We start from the raw sequence: 24417 nt of genomic DNA, 5'->3' as shown, positions 1-24417 counted from the left end.
GAATCAGGGCAGTATAGCAAAGCGCATGCCACTTCACTTCACTTCCTAAGCATTAAACGTGCCCAACGCCCTAGAGCTGTCCTTGATCTTAATGCTGGTCGCCGTGTTGGCGGTCTCGCTGTTCCGTCACTGGAAACTGCCCGCCATGCTCGGCTATCTCTTTGCGGGCACGCTGATTGGTCCCTATTCATTCGGAATTGTTCCTGACACACCTGAAACACGCCACCTTGCCGAGTTCGGTGTGGTGTTTTTGATGTTCTCGATCGGCCTTGAATTCAGCCTTCCCAAATTGCACGCCATGCGCCGGGTGGTGTTCGGCCTTGGCATGGCTCAGGTCAGTTTGACCATGTTGGGCGTGATGGGCCTTGGCTTGGTGGTGGGTTATTTTCTTGAGGTGCCACTGAGCACTGCCTTCGTTCTGGCGGGCGCTGCCGCCATGTCGTCCACTGCAATTGTCAGCAAATTGTTGTCGGAAAGACTGGAACTGGACTCGCCCCATGGCCGGCAAATCATGGGCATCCTATTGTTTCAGGATTTGGCGGTGGTACCGCTGCTGATTATTATTCCAGCACTGGGGCAAGACGCTGAGAACTTGACCGTAACCTTGAGCCTTGCGGTGGTGAAGGCCGCTTTGGTATTGGGCGTCATGCTGGTTTTTGGCCAGCGCATGATGAACTGGTGGATGACATTTGTTGCGCGCAGCAAGTCGCAAGAATTGTTTGTGCTGAATGTGTTGCTGATCACTTTGGGCTTGGCGTGGCTAACCGAACTTGCGGAACTTTCCCTGGCGCTGGGCGCTTTTTTGGCGGGTATTTTGATCGCAGAAACCCAGTACAAACACCAGGTTGAGGAGGACATCAAGCCGTTCCGCGACGTGTTGCTGGGTTTGTTTTTTGTCACCACCGGCATGTTGTTGAATCCGCAGGTCGTCATTGACAACTGGTATTGGGTCATCTTGCTGGCGGTGATGCCTGTGTTGGCCAAGCTGGTTTTAATTGCGGCCCTTGCCCGAATTTTTGGTGCCAACATGGGCACCGCAATGCGCACCGGCATTTACCTGGCGCAGGCTGGTGAGTTCGGTTTCGTATTGTTGGCCAACACAGGTTCGGCTGGATTTGGTTTGGTGCCCGATCCTTGGTTGCAAACCATTACGGCAAGTATGGTTCTTTCCATGTTGGCAGCGCCTTTCATGATTCAACACGCTGACCGGATAGTGCTTCGATTTTCAAGTCAGGAATGGCTACAAAAATCGCTTGAGCTTCACCAAATCGCCCAGAAAAGTTTGGCCACCACCAAGCACGTATTGGTTTGTGGCTTCGGGCGCAGCGGCCAACACCTGGCGCGTTTGCTGGATCGTGAGGATTTGGAGTATGTGGCTTTGGATCTTGATCCTGACCGCATTCGTGAAGCCACGGCGGCAGGCGACTCGGTTGTTTTTGGCGATGCCTCCAAACGGGAAACGCTGGTTGCCGCAGGCTTGCTTCGAGCATCTTGCGTGGTTGTCACTTTCGCAGAATTCAAATCGGCCGAACGGGTGCTGATTGCAGTACGTGCCTTGGCACCGAACGTGCCCGTCGTGGTGCGTACTTACGATGAAAGTGACCTGGAAAAGTTGATCGCCGCCGGGGCAACCGAGGTGGTTCCTGAAATTCTGGAAGGCAGCCTGATGTTGGGTTCACAAGCGCTAATGTTGCTCGGCGTGCCTGTTTCGCGCGTAGTAAAGCAAATTCGCGCGATTCGGGAGTCTCGTTACCAAATGTTTCGAGGTGTGTTTCGAGGCGTGGACGATGAAGCAGACACCCCAGAGAACCAGTGGGTTCGGTTGCATTCCGTGTTTGTGGAGCCTGGGGCCAGCGGGGTTGGAAAAAGTCTGGCTGAACTTGGTATTCTTGATCTGGAAATCGAAGTCAGCGCCATTCGCAGGCGTGGTATCCGCGGTGGCGACCCGTCGCCCGATACACAATTGGAATCGGGCGATATTTTGGTGCTGAAGGGGCAGCCCGATGCCTTAAGCCTTGCAGAGGCAATAATTCTTGGGCGCAAGCCGTTGGGCCGGTAGTCCTTCTCCGGCCCTCAAGCATTCTTTGCCTTTCAACGGATGATGTAAAGACCAGCACAAGGCTCGCCTTCCACTTCGTCCCAATTGCCATCGGTGGTTGTGCAGATGTCTTCTTCGCCACTTAATACCTGCACTGCACCCCGCAGTGGATTGCCATCGTCCAGTTTGCGATCAATCTCCGCCAGTTGGCTTACGGGCACGGCATTACCCAGTTGCAGGGTCATGGCGTTGGCACGCGAGTTCGGGCCTTGCAATGTGCTGCTGAGCAGGTAATTCCCGTTGAACTGATTCTCCATGGTGCTGGCCGGGGTGCAATTGCCACTTGCATCGGCTCCGGCCGTGAAATCGCCCTGAATAAAGCCAGACAACTGCAAGTGCGTGAATACGTCACAAGATTCGTCGCCTTCAATCAGCCCGTTGCCGTTACCCCCGTCGGTGCCCAAACCTGCAGCGTTGGCCGCAATAAAATCGCCGGGTAGTGCCGAGTAGCGCGCCTGAAATGCAGAAAGTGCTGTTTCAAGATTGGCGATGTCGGTCAAAGTGGCTTGAACCCGTGCACTGTTCAGCAATTCGCGACCTTTCAATACGCCGCCTGCGAGAATGGCAAGCACAGCAAGTGCAATTGCGAGTTCGAGCAGGGAAAAGCCAGACTGATTCTGGTGCTTCATTTAATTCTCCAAGGGTTGTTGATGATGAATTGAGTCGAGCGCACCGCGCTTCATCCACAGCCAGTTCAGGCGTTCAAATGAAAGCCAGGCAGGGTTCAATGCGGGTTGTTCGGGCAAGATAAAAAACTGCTGATATCGGTTTTGATTCACTGCTTCATTGGGGTACGCAACCCAAACCGCGCTGGCGCTGAGCAGGGTGTGCTGTCCACAGCCTGCCGTCGTGTTGGCAGGCAAATTTTGGCCTGCAATTTCTTGACACAGGTGGATGGCTGGAAGCGGTCCGGTGCCCAAGGCATAGTTCGCGGTGTAGGGTGCCAACACAATTTCAGCCAATTGTTGCGGGCTGAGTTCAGCGAAGGGTCGGTTGGAAACCAGCGCATTCAGGGCTGGCTCACCGGCCTGTTCAAGTGTGGCCACCGCAGTGCGCCAAGCGCCTGTCAGCCCCCAGGTGTTTAAGGTCGATGAGGGCAGCCAACCCTCCCGGTTGGTGCAGGCGTCACCAAGTCGCGATTCAAGTCCATCTTTTTGAACGGCTGGGCATGGCAGCCGACCGTTTGCAAGTACAAAACCTTCAACTGCTTCAAGCACCATTTGCCGGTTTCGCAGTTGCTCGATGACCAGGTCTTTTCTGGATTGGCTGGCCATTAAATGAAGCACTGGTCCCAGAATAATCGCCACCAGCATGATGACGAGTGCCACTTCGATTAGCATGAATCCGCGACTGTTGCTCATGGTTGTCTCGGGGCGACTTGAAATTGGTCGGTGGGTGACAGGGAAATTGTGTAGTCACCCAGATTGGATTTGGTGTTGTCTGGCCAGGAAAAATCACAGGTGCAGGCGTCGCTGCCAGTGCTTAAGGGGCATTGGTTAATCACGCTGGGTCGGCATGATTTGTTGGCCGCAGCCACAGGTTCAAACCGGCCAACAGGCCATTCATTTTTTAGCCAGCTTGGCCCTGCGAATACGCATGGGGCATGCACATCGCTGGTACAAATCGATTGGTTTTCCTGTTCATTGCAATTTGCATTGCTGCCCACACAGGTGCCGGCTGATTGCCACTGCGCGGGCATACCGCAATTGCAGTTGCATCGTGTTTTTGTGCACCTGCAACTGCACTGTGAATCGATTGCTGAATAAGTGTTTGTAGAGGCGTTGGCAAGTTGCAGGTTTTCATGGTCAGCCAGTTCAAGTATTGGTGATGATTTGGTTTCTTGCCATGTTTTCAGGGTTTGCTTGATCAAGCCAGTTTGAATGGACGCCATGTGCGCGCGCAGTTCACTGACCCGAATCAATGCATAGGGTGGTGTAACCCGGTATTGATGCTTACCAATCGGTTCAAGCTGGTGTGCAACCACACCTGCAATTTGAGTTTCCACACGATTGTTTTCAGCGGGTATTTCAATCTGGATCGCTGGCTGGGTGTAGTCGACCCAACGGCTCCAGCCCAAGGCATTGGGCTGTATTAACTGGGCAGACACCGCATAGTGCCAGTGGTGGCGAGTGCTGGGCTCAAGTTCATTCTGGCGTGCATCAATGCCTTGGTTCAGGTAGTTCACAGCCGTTTTGCTTTGCACCGGAAGAAACCCCCAGGGCTTGTTAAGGCAGGTGGTTGCGGGAATACCCCCTGCTTGAATGGCCGGGCATGGCAAATGACCCAAATGGCTTTGACTGTGTATGCCCTGATTGCCAGCGAAGCCCAGCAAACCCGTTCGAATGTGGTCCAGAATCTGGCTTTCGCGTGCGTGCTGTTGCAGCTTTAATTTTTGCTGCAAGTACCCCGCATTGCTGACCTGCGCCAAGGCGAAACCACCCAGGACAAGCAGCACCAACAACACCAATAGTGTGAGACCTTGTTGCGAACTAAGCCTGTTCATTCAATCCACCTTTGCTTGGCAGGGTCGAAATGTTTCCGGCCCGCTGGGGTGTTCACCCAGCCTTGAACAACAACGGGCGGTGCAACCACCAACTTATCGGGTGTTTTTGTGACTGTTTTTTGTGACGTTGGGGTGGGCTTTGTTTTCGGGATTACAAAAACATGTTGAATGGGCAGTTCTGCAGGCAGAGGATTTGCCTTGGTATTGGCCTTTGTTTTGTCAACCGCGTTTCCGGCACACAACAGGCCATAGGCCACAATTACTTCTTGAGCAGTGGTTTCGAATCTACAGTTGCCTGTGGTCGTTTTTGAGTCGCGTAACCAGTTGAAGAAGGAGTCCCACATCATGGCTTCTGAATCATGTGTTTCTTCCAGATAAGCCACAGCTTGTGATTGGGTTTTCACCTCGATGCTCGGCTTAATCGGTGCAGGTTGGCGGGAATTTCCAGACATGTCCTGTAAATAAACGAACACAGCAAGTCCTGAGAGCAAGAAAACAACATCGAGAACCGGGCGAAGCATGCGCATCCACTTTACGGTGTTGCGAAGTGTTTTTGACGATGTCATCGGGCGCTCGCTTTTGCGCTACATTGCACCCGCACTGGCGTTTCAAGCGTGCAACCTTTCGGTACGCGTTTCCGCTCCCGCTCCAGCACTGCGTAGGAATACACGTCCCCGTTGTTGTTCCAGTGAATGTTCAGTGATTGAAGGTTGGCCCGGTTGCTCTTCCCAAATTTGTTGATTTGTTCAGACCATTGTTCAAACGACATAGCAGCCGGTTCTGCAGCTGCCTTTGTTCTGCTTAGCTGAATTGACCTTTCGATTTGATGCCCTTGTTTTTCCAGTTGTTGTTCCATGTTCCAATTCATCACGCCCAGGGAAAGTGCGGTACATGCAAGGGCCGCCAGGCGCAAGTGTTGGTAACTGGACTCCGCCTTAAGCCAAAGTGCTGCACAAAGCTGTAATCCGCCAGAAAACTTCCGCGCACCGCTTTTCTGCGAGGCCAACCAGTTTTTTAAATGTTGATGTTCTTGCGCGTGCACCAACATCATTTCAATGCCACGCTCAAAATTCTGTGGCTTGTCGACACAAATTGTCCTCGCAACTTTGCCCATGGTTCGAATTTCATGAAGCTGTCGCGTGTGAATCTGGTTGTCTTGCACCTCGATCAAGCGAAGCGGGTCATGACATAACCCGACCCAGCATTTGCCTTGGCCACTTTGTTCTGGGTTCTGAGTGTTTTTCAGGTTGATGTGGATTGAGGTATCAGGCAATGTGAAGCTGGAGAGTGCTGTTGCACTACCCAGAAATTCATTGAAAGGCATGGCGATTTCCTGTTGCCATTGCTGATCACGTCGACGGAATAAAAGCGCCTGACTTTCATGAATGATCCATACCTCGGCGGTGGAAGGAAAAGTATTCACGAAAGCCCCGTCAGGTTGCCATACAGAGGCGCCAAGGTGAATTGGTAGGCCATGGCCAGCGTGAGCGCAGCAATGCCCAGTGCCAGTGGTGGCAGTACGCTCTGCAATTTTCGCTGTGCGTCCCTGGCTTGTATTTCGTACACCTTGGAGGCCAGAAAAAAACAATATGCCAAGTTGCCCGTTTGCTCTGCGAGTTGGCTTTGCCGAACCAAGAAGCTGGGTGCTTTGGCCTGTTGCATGGCTTGGGCCAGGTTCATGCCTTGCTTTAAATGGCGCTGTACCAAAGTCATCATTTGATTTAGGTTCAAAGTGGTTTTGGCTTCTTGTGTCAGCAGGTTCGACCATGAACTCGGGGGCATTACCCGAAAACGCAGGCAATGCATCAGGTCCAGACCCGCTTGCAGTTCACATGCAATCACATGGTAAAAGTTGGATGCGAGCCACGCCTTGTGAGGCATCCAGTGTTGCTCGGTGGTGTGGGTTTGAGCCTTCATCGCCTTGCTAACCCCAGCCGCCAATAGCAGACCCGCGCCCAACAGCAACAGGCCATCGGAGAAAGATGAGCTTGCAGTTTGATTTGTGTGGGTTGTGGCCAAATGGGGGCTGCTAACCTGGTGCAAAAATACCCAGCATGCAATGGCTAAAAGTAGCACCACGCCTGGATAAATCAAACTACGCCCCAAGGCCTGGCTTGCCTCGCTTGTCACCTTCCATCGATGTAATTGCTCATTCACCGAGCCCCCCAGGTCCCCATTGGCCTGAGCACACAGCAATGCGACTTCAAGCGGTAATGGCAGCGTGCCACAGGCTGCACGGAATGCTGTTTGCAAACTTTGCCCCTGTTGAAGAAACTCGGTGGTGCGCATTAATCGGGCCTGCAGCAGGCGCGACTGTTTGTTGCTGCCCTGCAATTCGGTGCTAAGGGTCAGTGCGTCGAGCACTGGCATACCAGACTGGATCAATTCCGCCCATTGACCCATCCAGGTTTGCCAGGTGAGGGCCTTGATTCTGGCTCTCGGAAAGTTAATGTTCATCGTACGGGCGTGGTTCGTTGTCAGGAAAAGGCAGATAAGAATCGGGGGTGCACAGGTCCATCAACGCATCGCTTGCCTTGCAATTCAACACTACTTTTCGATCCATTTTTTTCAAGTTAAGTACTTCAGCCCACAGCATGCGTGGTTGCATTCGCTCCGCAGATTGAAGGCGAAGTGTCACGATGCCGTTCAGGCAATTCAGCAAACTGCCCAAACGAATATCCAGCTCAGTGAGGCGGCAAAGCGCTCCCAGGCAGTCGGGTGCGTGAATGGACGCAAATACCCGGTGCCCTGTCAATGCTGCATTCAAAGTCAGCTCGGCCGTGTCTTCATCGCGAATTTCCCCGACCAGAATGGTGTCCGGGTCTTGTCGCATCAGTGAGCGCAGGCCCGCAGCAAAATCGAGGTTTGGCAGCCGTGACAGATCAGTTTGTACTGCATCCGGGTTGATGATCTCAACCGGGTCCTCCAGGGTTGCAATTCGACCGGACTTGTTGCCCAGTGAATTCAGCATGGCGTGCAAAGTGGTTGTTTTTCCGCTGCCTGTTGCACCGGCGACCAGAATTAGCCCGTGTTCATGCTGTAACAGCTCGGTGATGTGTTGTTGTGCTGATGGAGTTAAACCCAGTTCGGCCAAGTGGCGGCGCTGGTGCATGTTCAGCAAGCGAATCACGAGATTTTCACCGTGCAGGGTGGGGTGGGTAGCCAGGCGCATTTCCACACCCTGCTTTGTCATCCGAGCGTCTTGGGGGCGTCGGGTTTCAGCAATATTCATTTTGCCTTCTGCCTTGAAGGCTTGAATCAGCGATCGACCCGTGTCCTGTTGAATTTCAATGGCGTTTGTCAACAAGCCATTCACCCGCAACCGCACCTGAAAACACAGCGCAGTGGGAGTAATGTGAATATCCGATGCATTCAATTCGGCGGCATGTGCCACAGTGGAGTCAATGCCGCGAATCAAGGAGCCGTCGAGCGACTTATTCATGGCAGCCTGGCCTGGATTAAGGCCCGTACAGTCAGCATGGGTAATTCGCACTGGCGAGATTTGCACAATGCTTCCGCCAGGCTCAATTGTTTTAGTCCTTCCTCAAAATTTCCCTCTTTGCCTTCCAGCAACGCCAAGTTAAAAAATGGCTCGGGCGCATGCGGAAATTGCGTGATCAACAACTGAAGCAATGCCCGCAGGGCGTTGTTTTGACCTGCCTGATAGAGGCTCAGGCCAGAGGCCAGTGCATTCGCAAGCTCTTTGTTGGGTACTTCAAGACCCTGTTGGCTTGCTGATGCGCTGTCCAGCACCGTGGCTTTTAGAAGTACGACCAACTCAATGTGATTCTCATTTCGAGTGGCGCTTTCGGTAACAATGTCGAGTAATTCCGGGGCGCCAGGAATACCGCGGTTCAAGCCACTGTTTTCTTTTTGACGAAGGCCTCCAAGCAAAGCCATCTCGCCACTTTTTAAACGCAGAATGGACTCAAGTTCACGGGTTTGCACTTCAGGCACCCGGCTAACGATATTGAGTTGTTGCAAGGCTGGGTTGGGGTCTTGAACAAATCCAACAATTCGGCTCAGTGTGGGCCGCACACGCAACTGAATTGCATTGTTGTCTGCAATTTGTGGCGTCACGGTCATTAGGAAACCCACGGGCACGGTTTGCACCTGGGTTGTGAATGTCGAGAACGCAGGGCTGTTCTGGGTGGGCGCACTGGTTTGCACATCAGTGGTGAAGTACACCCGGTTGTCGATCACTTTCAGAACCGCGGCTTGCTGGTTCATCGTGACCACCCTCGGCGATGAAAGCACAGACGTACGGCCGAATTCCTCCAGCAGTGAAAGCACTACACTTGCATCGGTGTTGCTGCTTGATCTTGCCACATTCAAAATTAGGGCTGGATTGGCCAAGTTGGCCCCCTGAACAGCCAAACCTGCTGTGATGCCATTTCGTCGAAGTACATTCCAGTCAATGCCGCGTTCGTAGCGGTCATTCAGCGAAATTTCCGTGATCACCGCTTCAATCACAATTTGTTTGTCGACTCTGCGTTGCACCTGCTCGAGCCACTGCAGAACCCGACGGTGTTGGCTGGGTTTTGCGATTACGGCCACGGTCCCCGATTCCGGGTTGGCAATTACCCGGCCAGAACGGGTTTCCTTTCGTGTGGTGGTGATGTCGCGCCGTTCGCTGTTCACCTGTGTGGCGCTGCGCAAATTGGGCCTGGCGCGCCGATCAGCCTGAACACGGCTGTTGCTGTATTCGCGGTCTTGTTCTTCATCCACGATCCGTTCGCGTGTTGAAAACTCCAGCGGCTTGATCTGCGCCTGAATGATTTGCTCAATCTGTAGTTCAACGTTTTGCCACAGGTTGTGTTGTTGTGTGTTGTTTAACAACAGTTCCGACCGGTTGCCTGTGTCCCTGCGGTCTGACAACTCCCTTGGATTTCCAGCGATGGCGGAACTCAAGCTGGAGGTGTCGTTCATTTGGCGGGAAATGGACAAATAGTCGAGCGTATAAACCCGCAGTTGATCTGCCTCGCAACGCATGGACAACTGCTTGCCCTGCATGTTGACGCTGGCGCCGGCCTGTTCCTCCAGGCTTTCGATCACTTGCAGCAAGGGCATGTTGCGCCCCACCAGGCTGACCGGTTCGTTGCCGCAACTGTCCATCTCGTAACCCAGGTCCAGTTCCGTCGAAATCAGTTCCAACACCTGGCTGGCAGGGATGTTTTCAAGCCGAAAGGTGAATGTTTCGGGATGATTGCTCCAGGCGTTGCTGGTGTGCAAAATCCGATCTGCCCAAAACACTGCATTCAATTCAAGTGCGCTGTTGGATGCCTGAAGGCTGGTTGGCGCCATCGGCTCACCTGGCAAGGTTGGCGCAGCGGTGCAACCGTGGATCAATACCACACCGGTGATTAGGCAGATCAGTGTGTTTAGCCTGACCAGGAATCGATTCAAAATGGGCACAGGGGCTCTTCTGGCGAATTAAATTACACCGGAGCTTACTTTGCGGGAATCATTTTCACGCTAGATGGTCATCCCTTGCGGGTGAGCCCATCACCTTTTGGGAAGTGGTTTGTGTTTAATACCAACGCTTTGCCCGCTCATGCTATCCCTTCGGGGTACAATGGAATTCTATATTGTGTATACGTCTACAATAGGAGCCCCCATGGGCTTTGTTGCTCAGTTAAAAAATGTCGATTTCGGTTATGCAGACCGCCTGATCTTGGAAAACATTTCCTTGGAAATACCCAAAGGGAAAGTGGTTTCAGTCATGGGCGGGTCGGGCTCCGGTAAAACCACCTTGCTGCGCTTGATGTGTGGTCAATATGCCGTGAACCGTGGTGAACTTCAGGTTCTCGACCAGAATGTGGTCACTGCCAGCACCCAGCAGTTGTATGCGTTTCGAAAGCGTATTGGTGTGTTGTTTCAGTTTGGCGCCCTATTTACCGACCTGACCGTATTCGACAATGTGGCGTTTCCGCTTCGTGAACACACCAACCTGCCTGAAGCTGCCATCCGTGATTTGGTTATGCTGAAGCTGCATGCGGTGGGTTTGCGCGGTGCCAGCAAATTGTTTCCTGCTGAAATATCTGGTGGAATGAGCCGGCGTGTGGCTTTGGCGCGGGCCATCGCACTCGACCCCGAACTGATTTTTTACGATGAGCCCTTTGCCGGGCTTGACCCAATTTCCTTGGGCATTACTGCCAACTTGATACGCACCTTAAACGATGCTTTGGGTGCAACCTCTGTGGTTGTTACTCACGATATTCATGAGTCGTTTGCAATCAGCGACCATGTGATCGTAATTGCGAATGGCCGGGTGTTGGCACAGGGCTCACCTGCCGAGGTCCAGGCCAACCAGGATCCTTACGTTCAGCAGTTCATTCAAGGTTTGCCCGAAGGCCCGGTTAAGTTTCACTACCCTGCCACTGATTTGCTGGAGGACTTTGCATGAATCCAGCCATCCTGATTTCTCGTTTGGGTGCCGGCGTAATCGACACAATTGTGGGGCTGGGTGTGTTTGCCCGTTTCGTCGGGGCGCTGTTTTTGTTGCTGCCCAAGGCGTTGCTACGGCCGCGCTTGATCATCGATCAAATTCATTTTATTGGTAACTACTCGCTGGTGATCATTGTAGTGTCAGGCCTCTTTGTTGGCTTCGTACTGGGGCTTCAGGGCTACTACACTTTGAACCGCTACGGTGCCGAGCAAGCACTTGGTTTGTTGGTGGCCTTGTCTTTGGTGCGTGAATTGGGGCCGGTGGTGTCCGCGTTGTTGTTCGCTGGCCGGGCGGGAACGTCACTGACAGCCGAAATTGGCCTAATGAAAGCTGGAGAGCAGCTTACCGCCATGGAAATGATGGCTGTAGACCCCAAAGCACGTATCGTGGCTCCGCGCTGGGTCGCTGGTCTGGTGTCGTTGCCCTTGTTGGCCGCCTTGTTTAGTGCTGTCGGTATTTTTGGTGGCTATGTTGTAGGCGTGTTGTTGATTGGTGTGGATTCAGGCGCATTCTGGTCGCAAATGCAGGCTGGGGTGGATGTGCGCGACGATATCCTGAACGGCGTGATCAAAAGCGTGGTGTTCGGCCTGGCTGTCAGCTCGATTGCCTTGTTTCAAGGCTATGCATGTCAGCCTACCCCAGAGGGTGTTTCACGGGCCACCACGAGAACCGTGGTGATTTCGTCCTTGACAATTTTGGGGCTCGATTTTGTGCTTACAGCACTTATGTTCAGTATTTAACGGATCAATGGTATGAAAAAGAACGCAGTAGTGGATTTTTGGGTTGGCCTGTTTGTACTTTTGGGTGCGCTGGCCTTGGTGTTTTTGGCGCTCAAGGCCGGTAATCTGAGCTCCTTCACCACTGGTGACCAGTACAGAGTGACCGCTGAATTTGACAACATTGGTGGACTGAAGCCTCGCGCGCCTGTTAAAAGTGCTGGCGTAACTGTTGGACGAGTCGGTAACATCAACCTTGATCCGGTTACTTTTCGTGCGGTGGTTGCCCTGGATTTGGAGGAAGGCTTCGAGTTTCCAAAAGACTCTTCAGCTAGAATTCTGACCTCGGGTCTGCTGGGCGAGCAATACGTCGGTATTGAGGTTGGCGGTGATCTGGAAAACCTTGCGGGTGGCGACAAATTTGGGCGTACGCAGTCTGCTGTGGTACTCGAAAACCTGATTAGTCAGTTCCTGTTTAGTAAAGCGTCGGAAGGCGACTCCGAAAAGTGATGAAGGGGATTTGAAGTGTTAATGTCCATTCGTAAATTGTGTTTGTTGGTCGGCGTGGTGAGTTTGTCCTCCGCCTGCACCACCATGCGAGCCCCTTCAGACGCGGATCCGCTCGAAGGCTTTAACCGATCAGTCGACGGTTTCAATCAGGTTGTGGACAAGGCGGTGCTCAAGCCCTTGGCCCAAGGTTACGACAAAGTCACTCCGCCTGAGATCAAAACCGTGATCGGGAATTTTTTCTCGAACCTGGACGACATCAGCATTGCGGTTAATAACCTGTTGCAGGGCAAGCCCAAGGCTGCAGGCAGCGACATCACACGCTTTGCCCTGAACAGCACCATAGGAATTGTTGGTCTGGCAGACGTGGCCACTGAGTTGGGTTTCCAGAAAAACGACGAAGACTTCGGTCAAACCCTGGGTGTGTGGGGGATTGGCTCGGGGCCTTACCTGGTGTTGCCTTTGCTTGGGCCAAGTACGTTTCGTGATGCGCCGGCACGTTTTGTTGATGCCCCGCTTGATCCCTTGTACCACTACGAGAATGTGCGCGTGCGCAACAGCTTGCTGGTCGTGAATGTGGTGAATACCCGTGCACGTCTGTTGCCGGCAACCGATTTGGTGGAACGCATTGCACTGGATCAATACGCCTTTGTTCGTGATGCGTTCTTGAAACGACGCGCCAGCCAGATTCGTGATGGTGCACCCGATCCAAATGAACAGGTGTATGACGATTACGACGATGAGTCCAGCAGCGAAGCGCCCGAGGCATTTCCACCCTTTAAAGCGGCTTTGGTTCGCAATGCCCAGGTTGATCTGGACCGCAATTTGATTCTTTCTGCTGATCTGAAACAAAGTGAGCGTGCAAGGCTTGGTTTGGGTTTGGTGAACTGATTGCGCTGACGGTGGTCAACCACCAGGTGAATGTCGCGTTTTAAATGAATAATGTTTTTTGGAAAAATCATGAATACTGCTTTGAACAGAATGTTTCGCTGGGCGGCTGTTGCAACCCTGGGCCTTGGTTTGCTGTCCCAGCCTGCATTGGCTCAAGAGGTTCCAGCCAATGAGTTTGTTGAGAAGTTCAGCAATGAAGTGTTGGCCGACATCAAGGCGCGCAAGCAGGAGTTGATTGCTGATCCCAGGAAACTGGATGCCCTGATTGATCAAAAGGTGATGCCGAATGTGAATTTTCGCCGCATGACCCAGTTGGTCGTTGGCCGACCCTGGCGCGAAGCCACACCTGAGCAACGTGAACAGATCATCAAAGAGTTTCGCGTGTTGCTGGTGAAAACGTACTCTGGTGCGCTGTCTCAAGTGGGCGATCAAACCCTTCAGGTGGATCGCTTGCGTGCTCGTCCGGAAGACACGGATGTGATCGTCAATAGCCGGGTAATCCAGAAGGGTGCGCCTCCAATTGACTTGGCCTATCGCGTTGAAAAGAAAGACGGCAAGTGGCTGATTTATGATTTGAGCGTACTAGGCCTGTGGCTGGTCGACTCTTACAAGGCGCAGTTTGGCCCAGTGCTTGCCAGTACTGGCGTGGATGGCTTGATTCAAACCCTGAAAACACTGAACACCAAGGGCTGAAATGAAAGTACAGGCCGATCACATCACCGTGCGCAACGGTGACCAGGTTATTGCTGAGGTTACCAAGGCTTTTGCAAATGGCGATCACGTGATCGACTTCTCTTCTGTCAAGCAAATTGATTCAACCGCATTGGCTGTCATTTTGGCAGCCAAGCGTGCGCTTAAATCAGACAAAACCCTTGAACTACAACACCCACCCGCACAGCTCGACAGTTTGATTGCTGCCTACGGAGTACAATCTCTCTTCTCCTAAAACTCGTAGCACCTTACATCGGTGCGAGAAGTCATGTCGTTTGCACTAGAGCTCAGCTCGGTATCCAAGTATTTCGGTGAATTTCGTTCTTTGAACGATGTCTCTCTAACCGTGAAGGAAGGGGAGTTTTTTGCGCTGCTTGGCCCCAATGGCGCTGGCAAAACCACCTTGATCAATATAATTGCTGGCTTAAGCCGCGCAAGCGCAGGCACTGCCAAGGTGATGGGTTTTGATGTAGTAGGGCAGTTTCGCGATGCCCGCCGCAGCATCGGCATCGTTCCTCAAGAATTGGTGTTTGATCCTTTTTTCTCGGTACGCGAAACTTTGCGCTTTCAATCTGGTTATTTTGGCCTGAAAAAGAACGACGACTGGATTGATGAACTGCTTCATTCCTTAAGTTTGATGGACAAGGCCAACAGCAATATGCGTACCCTTTCAGGCGGCATGAAACGCCGTGTAATGGTCGCGCAGGCTTTGGTTCACAAGCCGCCCGTGATCGTGCTGGACGAACCCACGGCGGGCGTGGATGTTGAACTTCGTCAAACCCTGTGGAAGTTTATTGCGGGCTTGAACGAAAAAGGTCACACGATTTTGCTGACCACCCACTACCTGGAAGAGGCCGAAACCCTCTGCAATCGAATTGCCATGTTGAAAGGTGGTGCGGTGCTCACCGTGGACACTACACCCAATCTGCTGAAGAAACATGCCAGTCAAACCCTGAACATGCAGTTGAACGGCGTGTTGCCGGCAAGCCTGCAAGCTCGTGTGTTAAAAGCCAATGTCAGCGAGGGGCGCTACACCCTGGCTTTAAACGGTCCAGCTGAAATTGAACAAATTTTGGCGCAATGCCGCATTGAACACCTGGATGTACTGGAATGCAGCATCGAGAAACCAGATCTTGAGGAAGTGTTCGTGCAATTGATGAGCGGGGGTAAGAAATGACTGGTTGGCAAACCCTGTTCAAAAAAGAAATTCTGCGTTTCTGGAAGGTTAGTTTTCAAACTGTGCTGGCACCCGTGGTTACGGCCTTGCTGTATCTCATGATCTTCTCGCATGTACTGGATGGCAAGGTAGAGCCTTACCCCGGCGTAAGCTATGCGGCATTTCTAGTGCCAGGCTTGGTCATGATGTCGGTGTTGCAGAACGCGTTTGCCAATTCTTCGTCCAGCCTGATTCAATCGAAAATTACAGGCAACTTGGTGTTCGTGTTGCTGCCACCCTTGTCGCATTTAGAGTTTTTCTCCGCCTATGTATTGGCCTCCATGGCGCGCGGCATTGCAGTGGGCTTGGGTGTGCTGCTGGTTACAGTGGCCTTTGTGGGTTTGCATGTGCACAACCCCTTGTGGATTTTGGTGCACGCCTTGGTGGGTTCTGCTTTGTTGGGCACCATGGGCGTTATTGCGGGCATCTGGGCGGAAAAGTTCGACCAGCTTGCCGCATTCCAGAATTTCATCATCATGCCGGCCACGTTTTTGTCGGGTGTGTTCTATTCCATCCATTCTTTGCCCGATTTGTGGCAAACCATTTCGCATTTCAACCCTTTTTTCTACCTGATCGACGGCTTCCGTTTTGGTTTTTTTGGGGTAAGCGATGTAAGCCCATGGTTCAGCCTGGCGGTTGGTGTGGTGGCCTGGGTGGTTCTGACCGCAATTGCGTTGCGCATGGTGACCTCTGGCTACAAATTGAGGGGATAATAGTGCTGTTGAATCAAAAGGATAGGAAAAATCATGTTGTTGCCTGAAACCGTTCGCGGCTATATTGCGCAGGGTCTGGAATGCGAACACCTGACTGTGTCTGGTGACGGTCAGCATTTTGAGGCAGTCATCGTGGCGAGTGCCTTCGAAGGCCTGCGCCTAATCCAGCGGCATCAAAAAGTGTATGCAGTACTGGGAGACAGAATGCGTGCAGAAATCCACGCCCTGTCGATGAAAACATTAACGCCCACTGAGTGGGCGCAAAAACAAGTATAAAAAGGACTGCCTTTCAATGGATTCTTTTTTGGTTCGTGGCGGAAAGCCGCTTCACGGTGAAGTCACAATTTCTGGCGCTAAAAATGCAGCGCTACCAATTTTGTGCGCCAGTTTGCTGACCTCTGAACCGGTCAGCATTACCAATGTGCCGCGTCTGCGTGACATCAATACCTGCCTGCGTTTGCTGGGTTCCATGGGCGTGCAGTGTTTTTGGCATGGTGAAAATCAGCTGGCTTTGCGCGCTGAGGAGATTTCCGAGCCAATTGCCAGCTACGACCTGGTGAAAACCATGCGTGCCAGTATTTTGGTGCTGGGCCCACTCGTTGCGCGCTTTGGTGAAGCCAGCGTGAGTTTGCCAGGCGGTTGCGCCATCGGCCAGCGCCCCGTGGACCAGCACATCAAGGGTTTGCAGGCTATGGGTGCGGAAATCACGATCGAAAAAGGTTACATTCACGCCAAAGCCAAGCGTTTGAAAGGCGCACGCATTGTGACCGACATGGTGACAGTGACCGGTACTGAAAACTTGATGATGGCTGCCACACTGGCAGAGGGTACTACCATCATCGAGAATGCTGCCCGAGAACCGGAAGTGGTTGATTTGGCTCACATGCTTGTGAAAATGGGCGCAAAAATTGAAGGCATAGGCACCGACACTGTGATTGTGCATGGCGTTGAAAAGCTGCATGGCTGCGAGTACCAGGTAATGCCTGATCGAATTGAAGCCGGAACCTTCTTGTGCGCAGTGGCTGCGTGTGGTGGCAACATCACCTTGAACAACACCGATGCCAACAGCATGGACGCCACCATCGAAAAGCTGCGCACGGCCGGTGTGAAAATAGACGTGGATGGCACCCGTATACACGCCAGCATGAACAGCCGCCCAATCGCGGTGGGTGCGCGCACCGCGCCGTTCCCTGGTTTTGCCACCGACATGCAAGCCCAATTGATGGCGGTGAACTGCGTGGCCGATGGCACTGCAGTGGTGAACGAAACCATTTTTGAGAATCGTTTCATGCATGTTCAGGAAATGGTCCGTTTGGGCGCGAACATTGAAATTGAAGGCCACACCGCCGTGATCAAGGGCGTGGAACGCCTGGAGGGCGCCACGGTGATGGCAACTGACCTGCGGGCGTCTGCTGGCCTGGTGATTACCGGCCTGGCTGCCAGTGATGAAACGCGGATTGACCGCATTTATCACCTGGATCGTGGCTACGACCGCATGGAAGAAAAATTGCGCAAGCTTGGCGCTGATGTACAGCGGGTAGCCGAATGATTACATTGGCTTTGTCCAAAGGACGCATTTTCGAAGAAACCCTGCCCCTGCTTGAAAAGGCGGGCATTGTGCCTTCTGAAGACCCGGAAAAATCGCGCAAGCTGATTATCGGCACCAACCGTGCAGACGTGCAAATCATCATTGTACGCGCCACTGATGTACCCACTTATGTTCAGCATGGCGCTGCCGATTTGGGTGTTGCCGGCAAAGATGTGCTGATTGAACATTCTGGCGCTGGTTTGTATCAACCTCTCGACCTGGAGATCGCCAAGTGCCGTTTGTGCGTGGCCGCTCCGGAAGGTTTCGATTATGCCAGCGCAGTGAAGCAGGGCGCACGTTTGCGCATTGCCACCAAATATGTGAACAGCGCGCGCGAGCACTTTGCCAATCGCGGTGTGCACGTCGATTTGATCAAGTTGTACGGTTCCATGGAATTGGCACCGTTGGTGGGATTGGCCGATGCAATTGTGGATTTGGTCAGCACTGGCTCTACTTTGCGCGCCAACAAGCTGGTCGAGGTTGAGGAAATTTGTGAAATATCTTCACGATTGGTCGTGAACCAGGCCGCATTGAAAATCAAATACGAGGCTTTGCAGCCAATTCTGGATGTGTTTACCCAAGCTGTTGCGTGATATTTAAAAGGTAGTAAAAAATGTCTTCCCAAATTCGTCGATTGTCTACAGTAGATGCCAACTTTGCCGAGCAGTTCCGCGCATTGCTCGCCTATGAAGAACAACGCGATCCCCATGTGGAAGGCGCAGTGGCCGATATTATTCATGCGGTGCGCCAGCGCGGTGACGAAGCCCTGCTGGAATTCACGGAGAAATTTGACCGTGTGAAAGCCAGCTGCGCCGCTGAACTTGAAATTGGGCAAGACGAACTGAAGCACGCGTTCGACACGCTTGACCCTGCCCAGCGCGAAGCCTTGAAAGTGGCCGCACAACGCGTGCGCGCGTTTCACGAACATCAAATTGCAGAAAGCTGGGAATTCACCGAGGCCGACGGCACCCGCCTAGGCCAGCGTGTTACTTCCCTCGACCGTGCTGGTTTGTACGTACCGGGCGGCAAGGCCGCTTATCCTTCATCTGTACTGATGAACGCAGTGCCTGCCAAGGTTGCGGGTGTGAAGGAAGTCATCATGGTGGTGCCCACACCCAGTGGCGTAAGAAACCAGATGGTATTGGCGGCGGCGCACCTTGCGGGTGTAGACCGTGTGTTCACCATTGGCGGCGCACAAGCAGTGGCAGCCCTAGCCTATGGAACGCAAACCGTGCCACGCGTGGACAAAATTGTAGGCCCCGGCAATGCCTATGTGGCCGAAGCCAAGCGCCGTGTATTTGGCGCCGTGGGCATTGACATGATTGCTGGCCCGTCTGAAATTCTGGTGATTTGTGATGGCAGCACCAACGCCGACTGGATCGCCATGGACCTGTTTAGCCAGGCTGAGCACGATGAAATGGCCCAGTCTATTTTGGTCAGCCCCAGCAAGGAATTTCTGGACAATGTGCAGGCTAGCATCAAGCGCCTGATGGACACCATGCCCCGCGCAACGGTGATCGCCACATCTTTGAAAAATCGCGGTGCGCTGATCCAGGTGCGCGACATGGAAGAGGCCTGTGAGCTGAGCAACCAGATTGCGCCAGAACACCTGGAATTGAGCGTGCAAGACCCGGACGCCTGGGTTGGCAAACTGCGCCATGCGGGCGCTATTTTCATGGGCCCGTACACCAGTGAATCGCTGGGCGATTACTGTGCAGGACCCAACCACGTGCTGCCCACTGCTGGCACAGCGCGTTTTAGTTCGCCCCTGGGTGTGTACGATTTCCAAAAACGCAGCAGCATTATTTTTGCCAGCCGTGAAGGCGCCAGCACGCTGGGTGAAGTGGCCGCTGAATTGGCCTATGGGGAAGGTTTGCCCGCGCACGCGCGTTCAGCCGAATACCGCGTGGGCCCCAAATTTCGCAAGGCAGATTAAACAGCCCATGAGCCTACTTCAAAAAACAATTCGTGCCGACGTTCAAGCCACGCAAGCCTATGTGGTCGCGCCTTCTGCTGGCATGCTGAAGCTGGACGCCATGGAGAACCCGCAGGGCATGCCTGCGGATTTGCTCGATGAACTTGCACAACAGCTAAAAGCAGCGGAATTGAATCGCTACCCGGCACCCAAGGCGCTTGAACTGGAAGCGGCCTTGCGCGCCTGCACGTCCATTCCAAAGGCCGCCCATGTGCTGTTTGGCAATGGTTCCGATGAGCTGATTGACCTGATTATTCGAGCTTGTTGCATGCCCGGCGATGCAGTGCTTTCGCCCGTGCCTACATTTGTGATGTATGCGGTTTACAGCCAGTGGAGCCATGCCCGCTTCGTGGGTGTTGATTTAAACCCGGATTTCACGCTGAACATGCCGGCCCTGTTGAAGGCCATCGCCACCAACCAGCCCAAAGTAGTGTTTCTTGCGTACCCTAACAACCCCACCGGTGTTGCGCTTCGCGAAGCTGAAATTGTTCAGATTATTGAGGCCACGCCCGGTTTGGTGGTGGTCGATGAAGCGTATGAAGCGTTCGCGGATGCTTCATTTATGGCCCGTGTGCTTGAGTTTCCGAATGTGTTGGTACTGCGCACCTTTTCCAAGCTGGGTTTGGCCGGTGCACGATTGGGCTATGCGGTGGCCAGTCCTGCCTGGGTTGAGCAAATCGACAAGGTTCGACCGCCTTACAATGTGAACGTACTTACCCGCATCGCAGTGCAGTTCGCGCTTGAACATTTTGGGGCTTTCGAGGCGCAGGCCAAATTGCTGCGTGATCAGCGCAATGTGCTGACCGACGCACTAAAAAACCTGAAAGCACCCAATGGTGGCGTTGAAGTGTTTGATTCTTGCGCCAATTTTGTGCTTTTTCGAGTGGCTCACGCGCTTGAAGTATTTGATGCCCTCAAAAACAAGGGTATCTTGGTGAAGTACGTGGGCAAGGCGCACCCCCTGTTGCAGAATTGCTTGCGCGTTACGGTAAGCACCGAGCAAGAGAACCAGCAGTTTTTGTTGGCCGTGCAAGAATCCATCGATGAAGTGGCTGCCAAGGCCGCATAACTTTTTTAGAAAATCATGAGAACCGCAGAAGTTACCCGCAATACCCTGGAAACCCAGATCACAGTCAAAATCAATCTGGATGGAACAGGCGAACGTCACCTGGACACCGGAGTGCCATTTTTGGACCACATGCTGGAACAAATCTCGCGTCATGGCCTGTTCGATCTGCACATTGTGGCCAAAGGTGACTTGCACATTGACGCACACCACACTGTAGAAGACACCGGTATTACGCTGGGCATGGCTTTCACCAAAGCCTTGGGCGACAAAAAGGGCATTGTTCGTTATGGGCACAGCTATGTGCCATTGGACGAAGCCTTGTCGCGCGTGGTCATCGACCTGTCGGGTCGCCCCGGTTTGCATCAAGACATTCCCTTTACACGCGCCAGCATTGGCGCATTCGATGTTGATTTGGTGTTTGAATTCTTTCAGGGTTTTGTGAATCATGCCCTTTGTACCTTGCACATCGATAACTTGAAGGGCTTGAATTCACACCACCAGTGCGAAACCGTGTTTAAGGCATTTGGTCGTGCCCTACGCATGGCCGTGGCGATTGACGAACGCCAACAGGGCGCCATTCCCAGTACCAAAGGTGCTTTGTGAGTCTAGTTGCCGTTGTTGACTACGGCATGGGCAATCTGCGATCGGTGGCCCAAGCCTTGCAACATGTGAAGCTTGATAATCAGGAAATCCGAATCACCGATGACCCGGCCGTAATTGACCGGGCCAACCGCGTGGTGCTGCCCGGCCAGGGCGCAATGCCCGATTGCATAAAAGCCTTGCGTGAGTCAGGATTGATGGAAGCGGTGTACCGGGCCGCCGAAAGCAAACCGCTTTTTGGTGTGTGCGTGGGCGAGCAAATGATGATGGAGCGCAGTGCCGAAGGGCCTGCCGAATGCCTGTCGCTGTTTCCCGGCGATGTGGTGAAGTTCGACCCGCGCCTGACCGTGGAGTGTGGCCTGAAGGTGCCCCACATGGGTTGGAATCAGGTTAACCAGCGAATCAAACACCCCATGTGGGCAGGCATTGAAGACTGCGCCTGGTTTTATTTTGTACACAGTTATCACGTTAACCCTGTGAACCCCGAGCATGTGGCCGGCGAGACAGACTATGGTGTTCGCTTTACCTGCGCCATCGCACGGGATAACATCTTTGCAACACAGTTTCATCCCGAGAAAAGTGCCGATGACGGTCTTAGGCTGTATTCCAACTTTTTGCGGTGGAATCCGTAAGTTTTAATTGACCATTTTTTTCACCCACTTGAATAGCTAACAACACAGTCTCATGTTACTCATTCCAGCAATCGACCTGAAAGACGGTCAATGTGTTCGCCTGAAGCAAGGCAATATGGACGATGCCACCATTTTCTCGGCAGACCCGGTCGAAATGGCCATGAAATGGGTCGAAAGCGGCGCACGCCGCTTGCACCTCGTTGACTTGAATGGTGCGATTGCGGGCAAACCCGTGAATGAAGGGGTCATCATCGACATTCTTGATGCGGTAGGTGGCGCAATTCCCGTGCAGCTTGGCGGTGGCATTCGCGATCTGGACACCATTGAGCGTTATCTCGATGACGGCCTAAGCTACGTGATCATTGGCACAGCTGCGGTGAAAAACCCTGGCTTCCTGCACGATGCATGCGGCGCATTTCCTGGCCAAATTATTGTGGGCCTGGATGCGAAAGACGGCAAAGTGGCGACGGACGGCTGGAGCAAAATTTCCGGGCATGACGTGGTAGACCTCGCCAAGAAATACGAGGGGTATGGTGTTGAGGCCATTATTTACACCGACATTGGCCGCGACGGCATGTTGAATGGCGTCAACATTGAGGCCACGGTACGTTTGGCCAATGCGTTGACCATTCCGGTGATTGCTTCAGGTGGCATCACCAATCTGGACGATGTAAAGCAATTGTGTGAGGTAGAGCATGAAGGCGTGATGGGCGCCATCTGTGGCCGTTCCATTTACGAAGGCACACTGGATTTCGCCAAAGGCCAAACACTGGCCGATGAATTGAACGGAAAAGCCTACTAATGCTGGCAAGCCGAATTATCCCTTGCCTGGATGTGACCGCAGGCCGGGTGGTTAAGGGCGTGAACTTCGTCGAACTGCGCGATGCAGGCGACCCCGTGGAAATTGCACGTCGCTACGACGAGCAAGGCGCCGATGAGCTCACATTCTTGGACATCACCGCGTCTTCTGATGACCGAGATTTGATTTTGCATGTGATTGAATCGGTGGCCAGTCAGGTTTTCATTCCGCTGACGGTGGGCGGTGGCGTGCGCAAGGTTGAAGATGTTCGCCGACTGCTTAATGCGGGCGCAGACAAAATCAGCATCAATACTTCGGCTGTCACCAACCCTGAATTGGTGGGCGAAGCTGCCACCAAATATGGTTCGCAGTGTATCGTGGTGGCCATTGATGCCAAGGCCAAAACCAACGGCGAGCCTGGCTGGGAGGTATACACCCACGGCGGGCGCAAGCCGACCGGGCTTGATGCCGTTGAATGGGCGTGCAAAATGCAGGCCTTGGGCGCTGGTGAGCTGCTGTTAACCAGCATGGACCGTGACGGCACAAAAATCGGTTTTAACCTGGAGCTGACCCGCGCAGTTTCTGACGCCGTGACCATTCCCGTAATCGCCAGTGGCGGTGTGGGCAATCTGGATCATCTTGTTGACGGCGTAATTAAAGGCAAGGCCAGTGCCGTGCTGGCCGCGAGCATCTTCCATTACGGCGAATACACGGTGCAGCAAGCCAAGGCCCACATGGCCAAAGCGGGTATCACAGTTCGCCTGTAAGGACAAAACCCAATGAGCAAAGACGTGGTAATCACCGACAATTGGCTCGACAGTGTTGCTTTTGACGACAAAGGCCTGCTGAATGTGGTGGCACAAGACCACATCACCAAACGTGTGTTGATGGTGGCCTGGATGAACCGCGAGGCCCTTGAAATTACCGCCAGCAGCGGTTTTGCAACGTATTATTCACGTTCGCGCGGTAAACTGTGGCACAAAGGTGAGGAATCGGGCAACCAGCAGAAAGTAAAGGAAATTCGCCTGGATTGTGATGGCGATGTGCTGGTGCTGATGGTTGAGCAAGTGGGTGGAATTGCTTGCCACACAGGCCGTGAAAGCTGCTTTTACTATGCGCTGGAAGGTGCACAGGGCGACAAGCCCAAATGGGTCGCCAAAGACCCGGTGCTGAAAGACCCTTCCGACATGTACGGCAAGAAATAAGGATTGAGAAACCATGGCTGACCTTGAGAAAGCGTCTGGAGATTTGCTCGAACGTTTAACGCAAGTGCTGGAAGCACGCAAAAAAGGCGACCCGGAAAGTTCTTATGTGGCGAAGTTGCACCACAAGGGTCAAGATGCCATTCTGAAAAAAATTGGTGAAGAGTCGTGCGAATTGGTGATGGCTTCCAAAGACCAAGACCCAGCCAAGGTGGTGGCTGAAACAGCCGACCTGTGGTTTCACAGCCTTGTGTTGCTGGGCTGGCATGGCTTGCAGGCAGGCGATGTGCTGGCCGAGCTGGATCGTCGAATGGGGCTTTCTGGTCTGGTTGAAAAAGCCAATCGCTCCAAATGAAAGCATTTGATAAAGGCGTGACATGACTGATTGCATCTTCTGCAAAATCATCGCTGGGGAAATCCCTAGCAGAAAAGTGTATGAAGACGAGGATATCCTCGCGTTTCACGACATCAAGCCGGCTGCGCCTGTGCACTTTCTGATTATTCCGAAAAAGCACATTCCCACCTTGGCCGATGCCACTGAAGAAGACATTCCAGTCATGGGAAAAATAATGACGATTGCCGGAAAGCTGGCAAAGCAAGTGGGTTGTCACGATGGTTTCCGAACCATCGTGAACACGGGAAGGGTAGGTTGCCAAGAGGTGTATCATGTGCATGTACACATCCTTGGCGGCGACAAACCATTGGGCGTCATGCTCGGCATGCCGGCCTTGTAAAGCAACGAGACACAG

29 protein-coding genes are annotated in these 24417 nt (G+C 53.1%); 21 read left to right on the top strand and 8 right to left on the bottom strand.

Annotated features, from left to right (window positions below; all coding sequences use genetic code 11):
* Positions 1 to 58 precede the first annotated feature (58 nt).
* Positions 59 to 2059 carry a monovalent cation:proton antiporter family protein gene (locus tag NSP04_RS00635; protein ID WP_257510401.1) on the top strand — a complete coding sequence of 667 codons (2001 nt, stop codon included), beginning with the start codon at positions 59 to 61 and terminating at the stop codon, positions 2057 to 2059.
* A 32-nt stretch (positions 2060 to 2091) separates the two neighbouring features.
* Here the strand turns inward: NSP04_RS00635 and NSP04_RS00630 are convergent, their stop codons facing one another.
* Genes NSP04_RS00630 through NSP04_RS00595 form a run of 8 tightly spaced genes read right to left on the bottom strand, consistent with a single transcriptional unit; the run spans position 2092 to position 9905 of the window.
* A complete protein-coding gene (locus NSP04_RS00630) occupies positions 2092 to 2727 on the bottom strand; it encodes a type II secretion system protein (RefSeq protein WP_257510400.1) in 636 nt (211 codons plus the stop codon).
* Positions 2728 to 3459 carry a type II secretion system protein gene (locus tag NSP04_RS00625; RefSeq protein WP_257510399.1) on the bottom strand — a complete coding sequence of 244 codons (732 nt, stop codon included), beginning with the start codon at positions 3457 to 3459 and terminating at the stop codon, positions 2728 to 2730.
* Positions 3456 to 4601, bottom strand: coding sequence for a hypothetical protein (locus NSP04_RS00620; protein WP_257510398.1), 1146 nt, complete (start codon positions 4599 to 4601; stop codon positions 3456 to 3458). Before NSP04_RS00620 ends, NSP04_RS00625 begins: the two co-directional genes overlap by 4 nt.
* A complete protein-coding gene (locus NSP04_RS00615; RefSeq protein WP_257510397.1) occupies positions 4598 to 5167 on the bottom strand; it encodes a hypothetical protein in 570 nt (189 codons plus the stop codon). Before NSP04_RS00615 ends, NSP04_RS00620 begins: the two co-directional genes overlap by 4 nt.
* Positions 5164 to 6024: a hypothetical protein gene (locus tag NSP04_RS00610; RefSeq protein ID WP_257510396.1), complete on the bottom strand. Its 861-nt coding sequence runs from the start codon at positions 6022 to 6024 to the stop codon at positions 5164 to 5166. Before NSP04_RS00610 ends, NSP04_RS00615 begins: the two co-directional genes overlap by 4 nt.
* Positions 6021 to 7058: a type II secretion system F family protein gene (locus NSP04_RS00605; protein ID WP_257510395.1), complete on the bottom strand. Its 1038-nt coding sequence runs from the start codon at positions 7056 to 7058 to the stop codon at positions 6021 to 6023. The genes NSP04_RS00610 and NSP04_RS00605 overlap by 4 nt, the downstream gene beginning before the upstream one ends.
* The gene (locus tag NSP04_RS00600) at positions 7048 to 8043 is read right to left on the bottom strand and encodes a GspE/PulE family protein (RefSeq protein ID WP_257510394.1); all 996 of its coding nucleotides are present in this window, start codon (positions 8041 to 8043) and stop codon (positions 7048 to 7050) included. Before NSP04_RS00600 ends, NSP04_RS00605 begins: the two co-directional genes overlap by 11 nt.
* A complete protein-coding gene (locus NSP04_RS00595; protein ID WP_257510393.1) occupies positions 8040 to 9905 on the bottom strand; it encodes a type II secretion system protein GspD in 1866 nt (621 codons plus the stop codon). The genes NSP04_RS00600 and NSP04_RS00595 overlap by 4 nt, the downstream gene beginning before the upstream one ends.
* 313 nt (positions 9906 to 10218) lie before the next feature.
* Here NSP04_RS00595 and NSP04_RS00590 point away from each other — a divergent pair, with 313 nt between their 5' ends.
* From NSP04_RS00590 to NSP04_RS00495, 20 genes are all read left to right on the top strand, one after another.
* On the top strand, positions 10219 to 11007 hold the full coding sequence (locus NSP04_RS00590; RefSeq protein WP_257510392.1) for an ABC transporter ATP-binding protein: 789 nt from the start codon (positions 10219 to 10221) through the stop codon (positions 11005 to 11007).
* Positions 11004 to 11789, top strand: a complete 786-nt coding sequence (gene mlaE / locus NSP04_RS00585; protein WP_257510391.1) for a lipid asymmetry maintenance ABC transporter permease subunit MlaE — start codon at positions 11004 to 11006, stop codon at positions 11787 to 11789. The genes NSP04_RS00590 and mlaE overlap by 4 nt, the downstream gene beginning before the upstream one ends.
* Before the next feature lie 12 nt (positions 11790 to 11801).
* Entirely contained in the window at positions 11802 to 12275 is a 474-nt protein-coding gene (mlaD, locus tag NSP04_RS00580; RefSeq protein WP_257510390.1) for an outer membrane lipid asymmetry maintenance protein MlaD, read from the top strand.
* A 21-nt stretch (positions 12276 to 12296) separates the two neighbouring features.
* Positions 12297 to 13163, top strand: coding sequence for an MlaA family lipoprotein (locus tag NSP04_RS00575; protein ID WP_257510389.1), 867 nt, complete (start codon positions 12297 to 12299; stop codon positions 13161 to 13163).
* 69 nt (positions 13164 to 13232) lie between these two features.
* Positions 13233 to 13856 carry an MlaC/ttg2D family ABC transporter substrate-binding protein gene (locus tag NSP04_RS00570; RefSeq protein ID WP_257510388.1) on the top strand — a complete coding sequence of 208 codons (624 nt, stop codon included), beginning with the start codon at positions 13233 to 13235 and terminating at the stop codon, positions 13854 to 13856.
* A gap of 1 nt (position 13857) precedes the next feature.
* Positions 13858 to 14109: an STAS domain-containing protein gene (locus NSP04_RS00565; protein WP_257510387.1), complete on the top strand. Its 252-nt coding sequence runs from the start codon at positions 13858 to 13860 to the stop codon at positions 14107 to 14109.
* A 33-nt stretch (positions 14110 to 14142) separates the two neighbouring features.
* Positions 14143 to 15051 (top strand): ABC transporter ATP-binding protein, encoded by a 909-nt coding sequence (locus tag NSP04_RS00560; RefSeq protein ID WP_257510386.1) that lies wholly within the window; start codon positions 14143 to 14145, stop codon positions 15049 to 15051.
* Positions 15048 to 15803 carry an ABC transporter permease gene (locus NSP04_RS00555; protein ID WP_257510385.1) on the top strand — a complete coding sequence of 252 codons (756 nt, stop codon included), beginning with the start codon at positions 15048 to 15050 and terminating at the stop codon, positions 15801 to 15803. The genes NSP04_RS00560 and NSP04_RS00555 overlap by 4 nt, the downstream gene beginning before the upstream one ends.
* Before the next feature lie 33 nt (positions 15804 to 15836).
* Positions 15837 to 16079: a BolA family protein gene (locus NSP04_RS00550; RefSeq protein WP_306815184.1), complete on the top strand. Its 243-nt coding sequence runs from the start codon at positions 15837 to 15839 to the stop codon at positions 16077 to 16079.
* A 16-nt stretch (positions 16080 to 16095) separates the two neighbouring features.
* Positions 16096 to 17352, top strand: a complete 1257-nt coding sequence (gene murA, locus NSP04_RS00545; protein WP_257510384.1) for a UDP-N-acetylglucosamine 1-carboxyvinyltransferase — start codon at positions 16096 to 16098, stop codon at positions 17350 to 17352.
* A complete protein-coding gene (hisG, locus tag NSP04_RS00540) occupies positions 17349 to 17984 on the top strand; it encodes an ATP phosphoribosyltransferase (protein WP_257510383.1) in 636 nt (211 codons plus the stop codon). Before murA ends, hisG begins: the two co-directional genes overlap by 4 nt.
* A gap of 20 nt (positions 17985 to 18004) precedes the next feature.
* Positions 18005 to 19327 (top strand): histidinol dehydrogenase, encoded by a 1323-nt coding sequence (gene hisD, locus NSP04_RS00535; RefSeq protein ID WP_257510382.1) that lies wholly within the window; start codon positions 18005 to 18007, stop codon positions 19325 to 19327.
* Between the two features lie 7 nt (positions 19328 to 19334).
* A complete protein-coding gene (gene hisC / locus NSP04_RS00530) occupies positions 19335 to 20435 on the top strand; it encodes a histidinol-phosphate transaminase (protein WP_257510381.1) in 1101 nt (366 codons plus the stop codon).
* Between the two features lie 15 nt (positions 20436 to 20450).
* A complete protein-coding gene (hisB, locus tag NSP04_RS00525) occupies positions 20451 to 21038 on the top strand; it encodes an imidazoleglycerol-phosphate dehydratase HisB (protein WP_257510380.1) in 588 nt (195 codons plus the stop codon).
* Positions 21035 to 21667: an imidazole glycerol phosphate synthase subunit HisH gene (gene hisH / locus NSP04_RS00520; RefSeq protein ID WP_257510379.1), complete on the top strand. Its 633-nt coding sequence runs from the start codon at positions 21035 to 21037 to the stop codon at positions 21665 to 21667. Before hisB ends, hisH begins: the two co-directional genes overlap by 4 nt.
* Positions 21668 to 21719: 52 nt before the next feature.
* Positions 21720 to 22469, top strand: coding sequence for a 1-(5-phosphoribosyl)-5-[(5-phosphoribosylamino)methylideneamino]imidazole-4-carboxamide isomerase (hisA, locus tag NSP04_RS00515; protein WP_257510378.1), 750 nt, complete (start codon positions 21720 to 21722; stop codon positions 22467 to 22469).
* Positions 22469 to 23233 carry an imidazole glycerol phosphate synthase subunit HisF gene (gene hisF / locus NSP04_RS00510; protein WP_257510377.1) on the top strand — a complete coding sequence of 255 codons (765 nt, stop codon included), beginning with the start codon at positions 22469 to 22471 and terminating at the stop codon, positions 23231 to 23233. Before hisA ends, hisF begins: the two co-directional genes overlap by 1 nt.
* A 12-nt stretch (positions 23234 to 23245) precedes the next feature.
* Positions 23246 to 23671: a phosphoribosyl-AMP cyclohydrolase gene (hisI, locus tag NSP04_RS00505; protein WP_257510376.1), complete on the top strand. Its 426-nt coding sequence runs from the start codon at positions 23246 to 23248 to the stop codon at positions 23669 to 23671.
* A gap of 13 nt (positions 23672 to 23684) precedes the next feature.
* On the top strand, positions 23685 to 24023 hold the full coding sequence (locus tag NSP04_RS00500) for a phosphoribosyl-ATP diphosphatase (protein ID WP_257510375.1): 339 nt from the start codon (positions 23685 to 23687) through the stop codon (positions 24021 to 24023).
* 22 nt (positions 24024 to 24045) lie between these two features.
* Positions 24046 to 24402 carry a histidine triad nucleotide-binding protein gene (locus tag NSP04_RS00495; RefSeq protein WP_257510374.1) on the top strand — a complete coding sequence of 119 codons (357 nt, stop codon included), beginning with the start codon at positions 24046 to 24048 and terminating at the stop codon, positions 24400 to 24402.
* Positions 24403 to 24417 lie beyond the last annotated feature (15 nt).

The organism is Limnobacter parvus, assembly GCF_024623725.1.
GTDB lineage: Bacteria > Pseudomonadota > Gammaproteobacteria > Burkholderiales > Burkholderiaceae_B > Limnobacter > Limnobacter parvus.
Note: the sequence above shows the minus strand (reverse complement) of the source record. Positions and strands in the feature narration are given on the sequence as shown.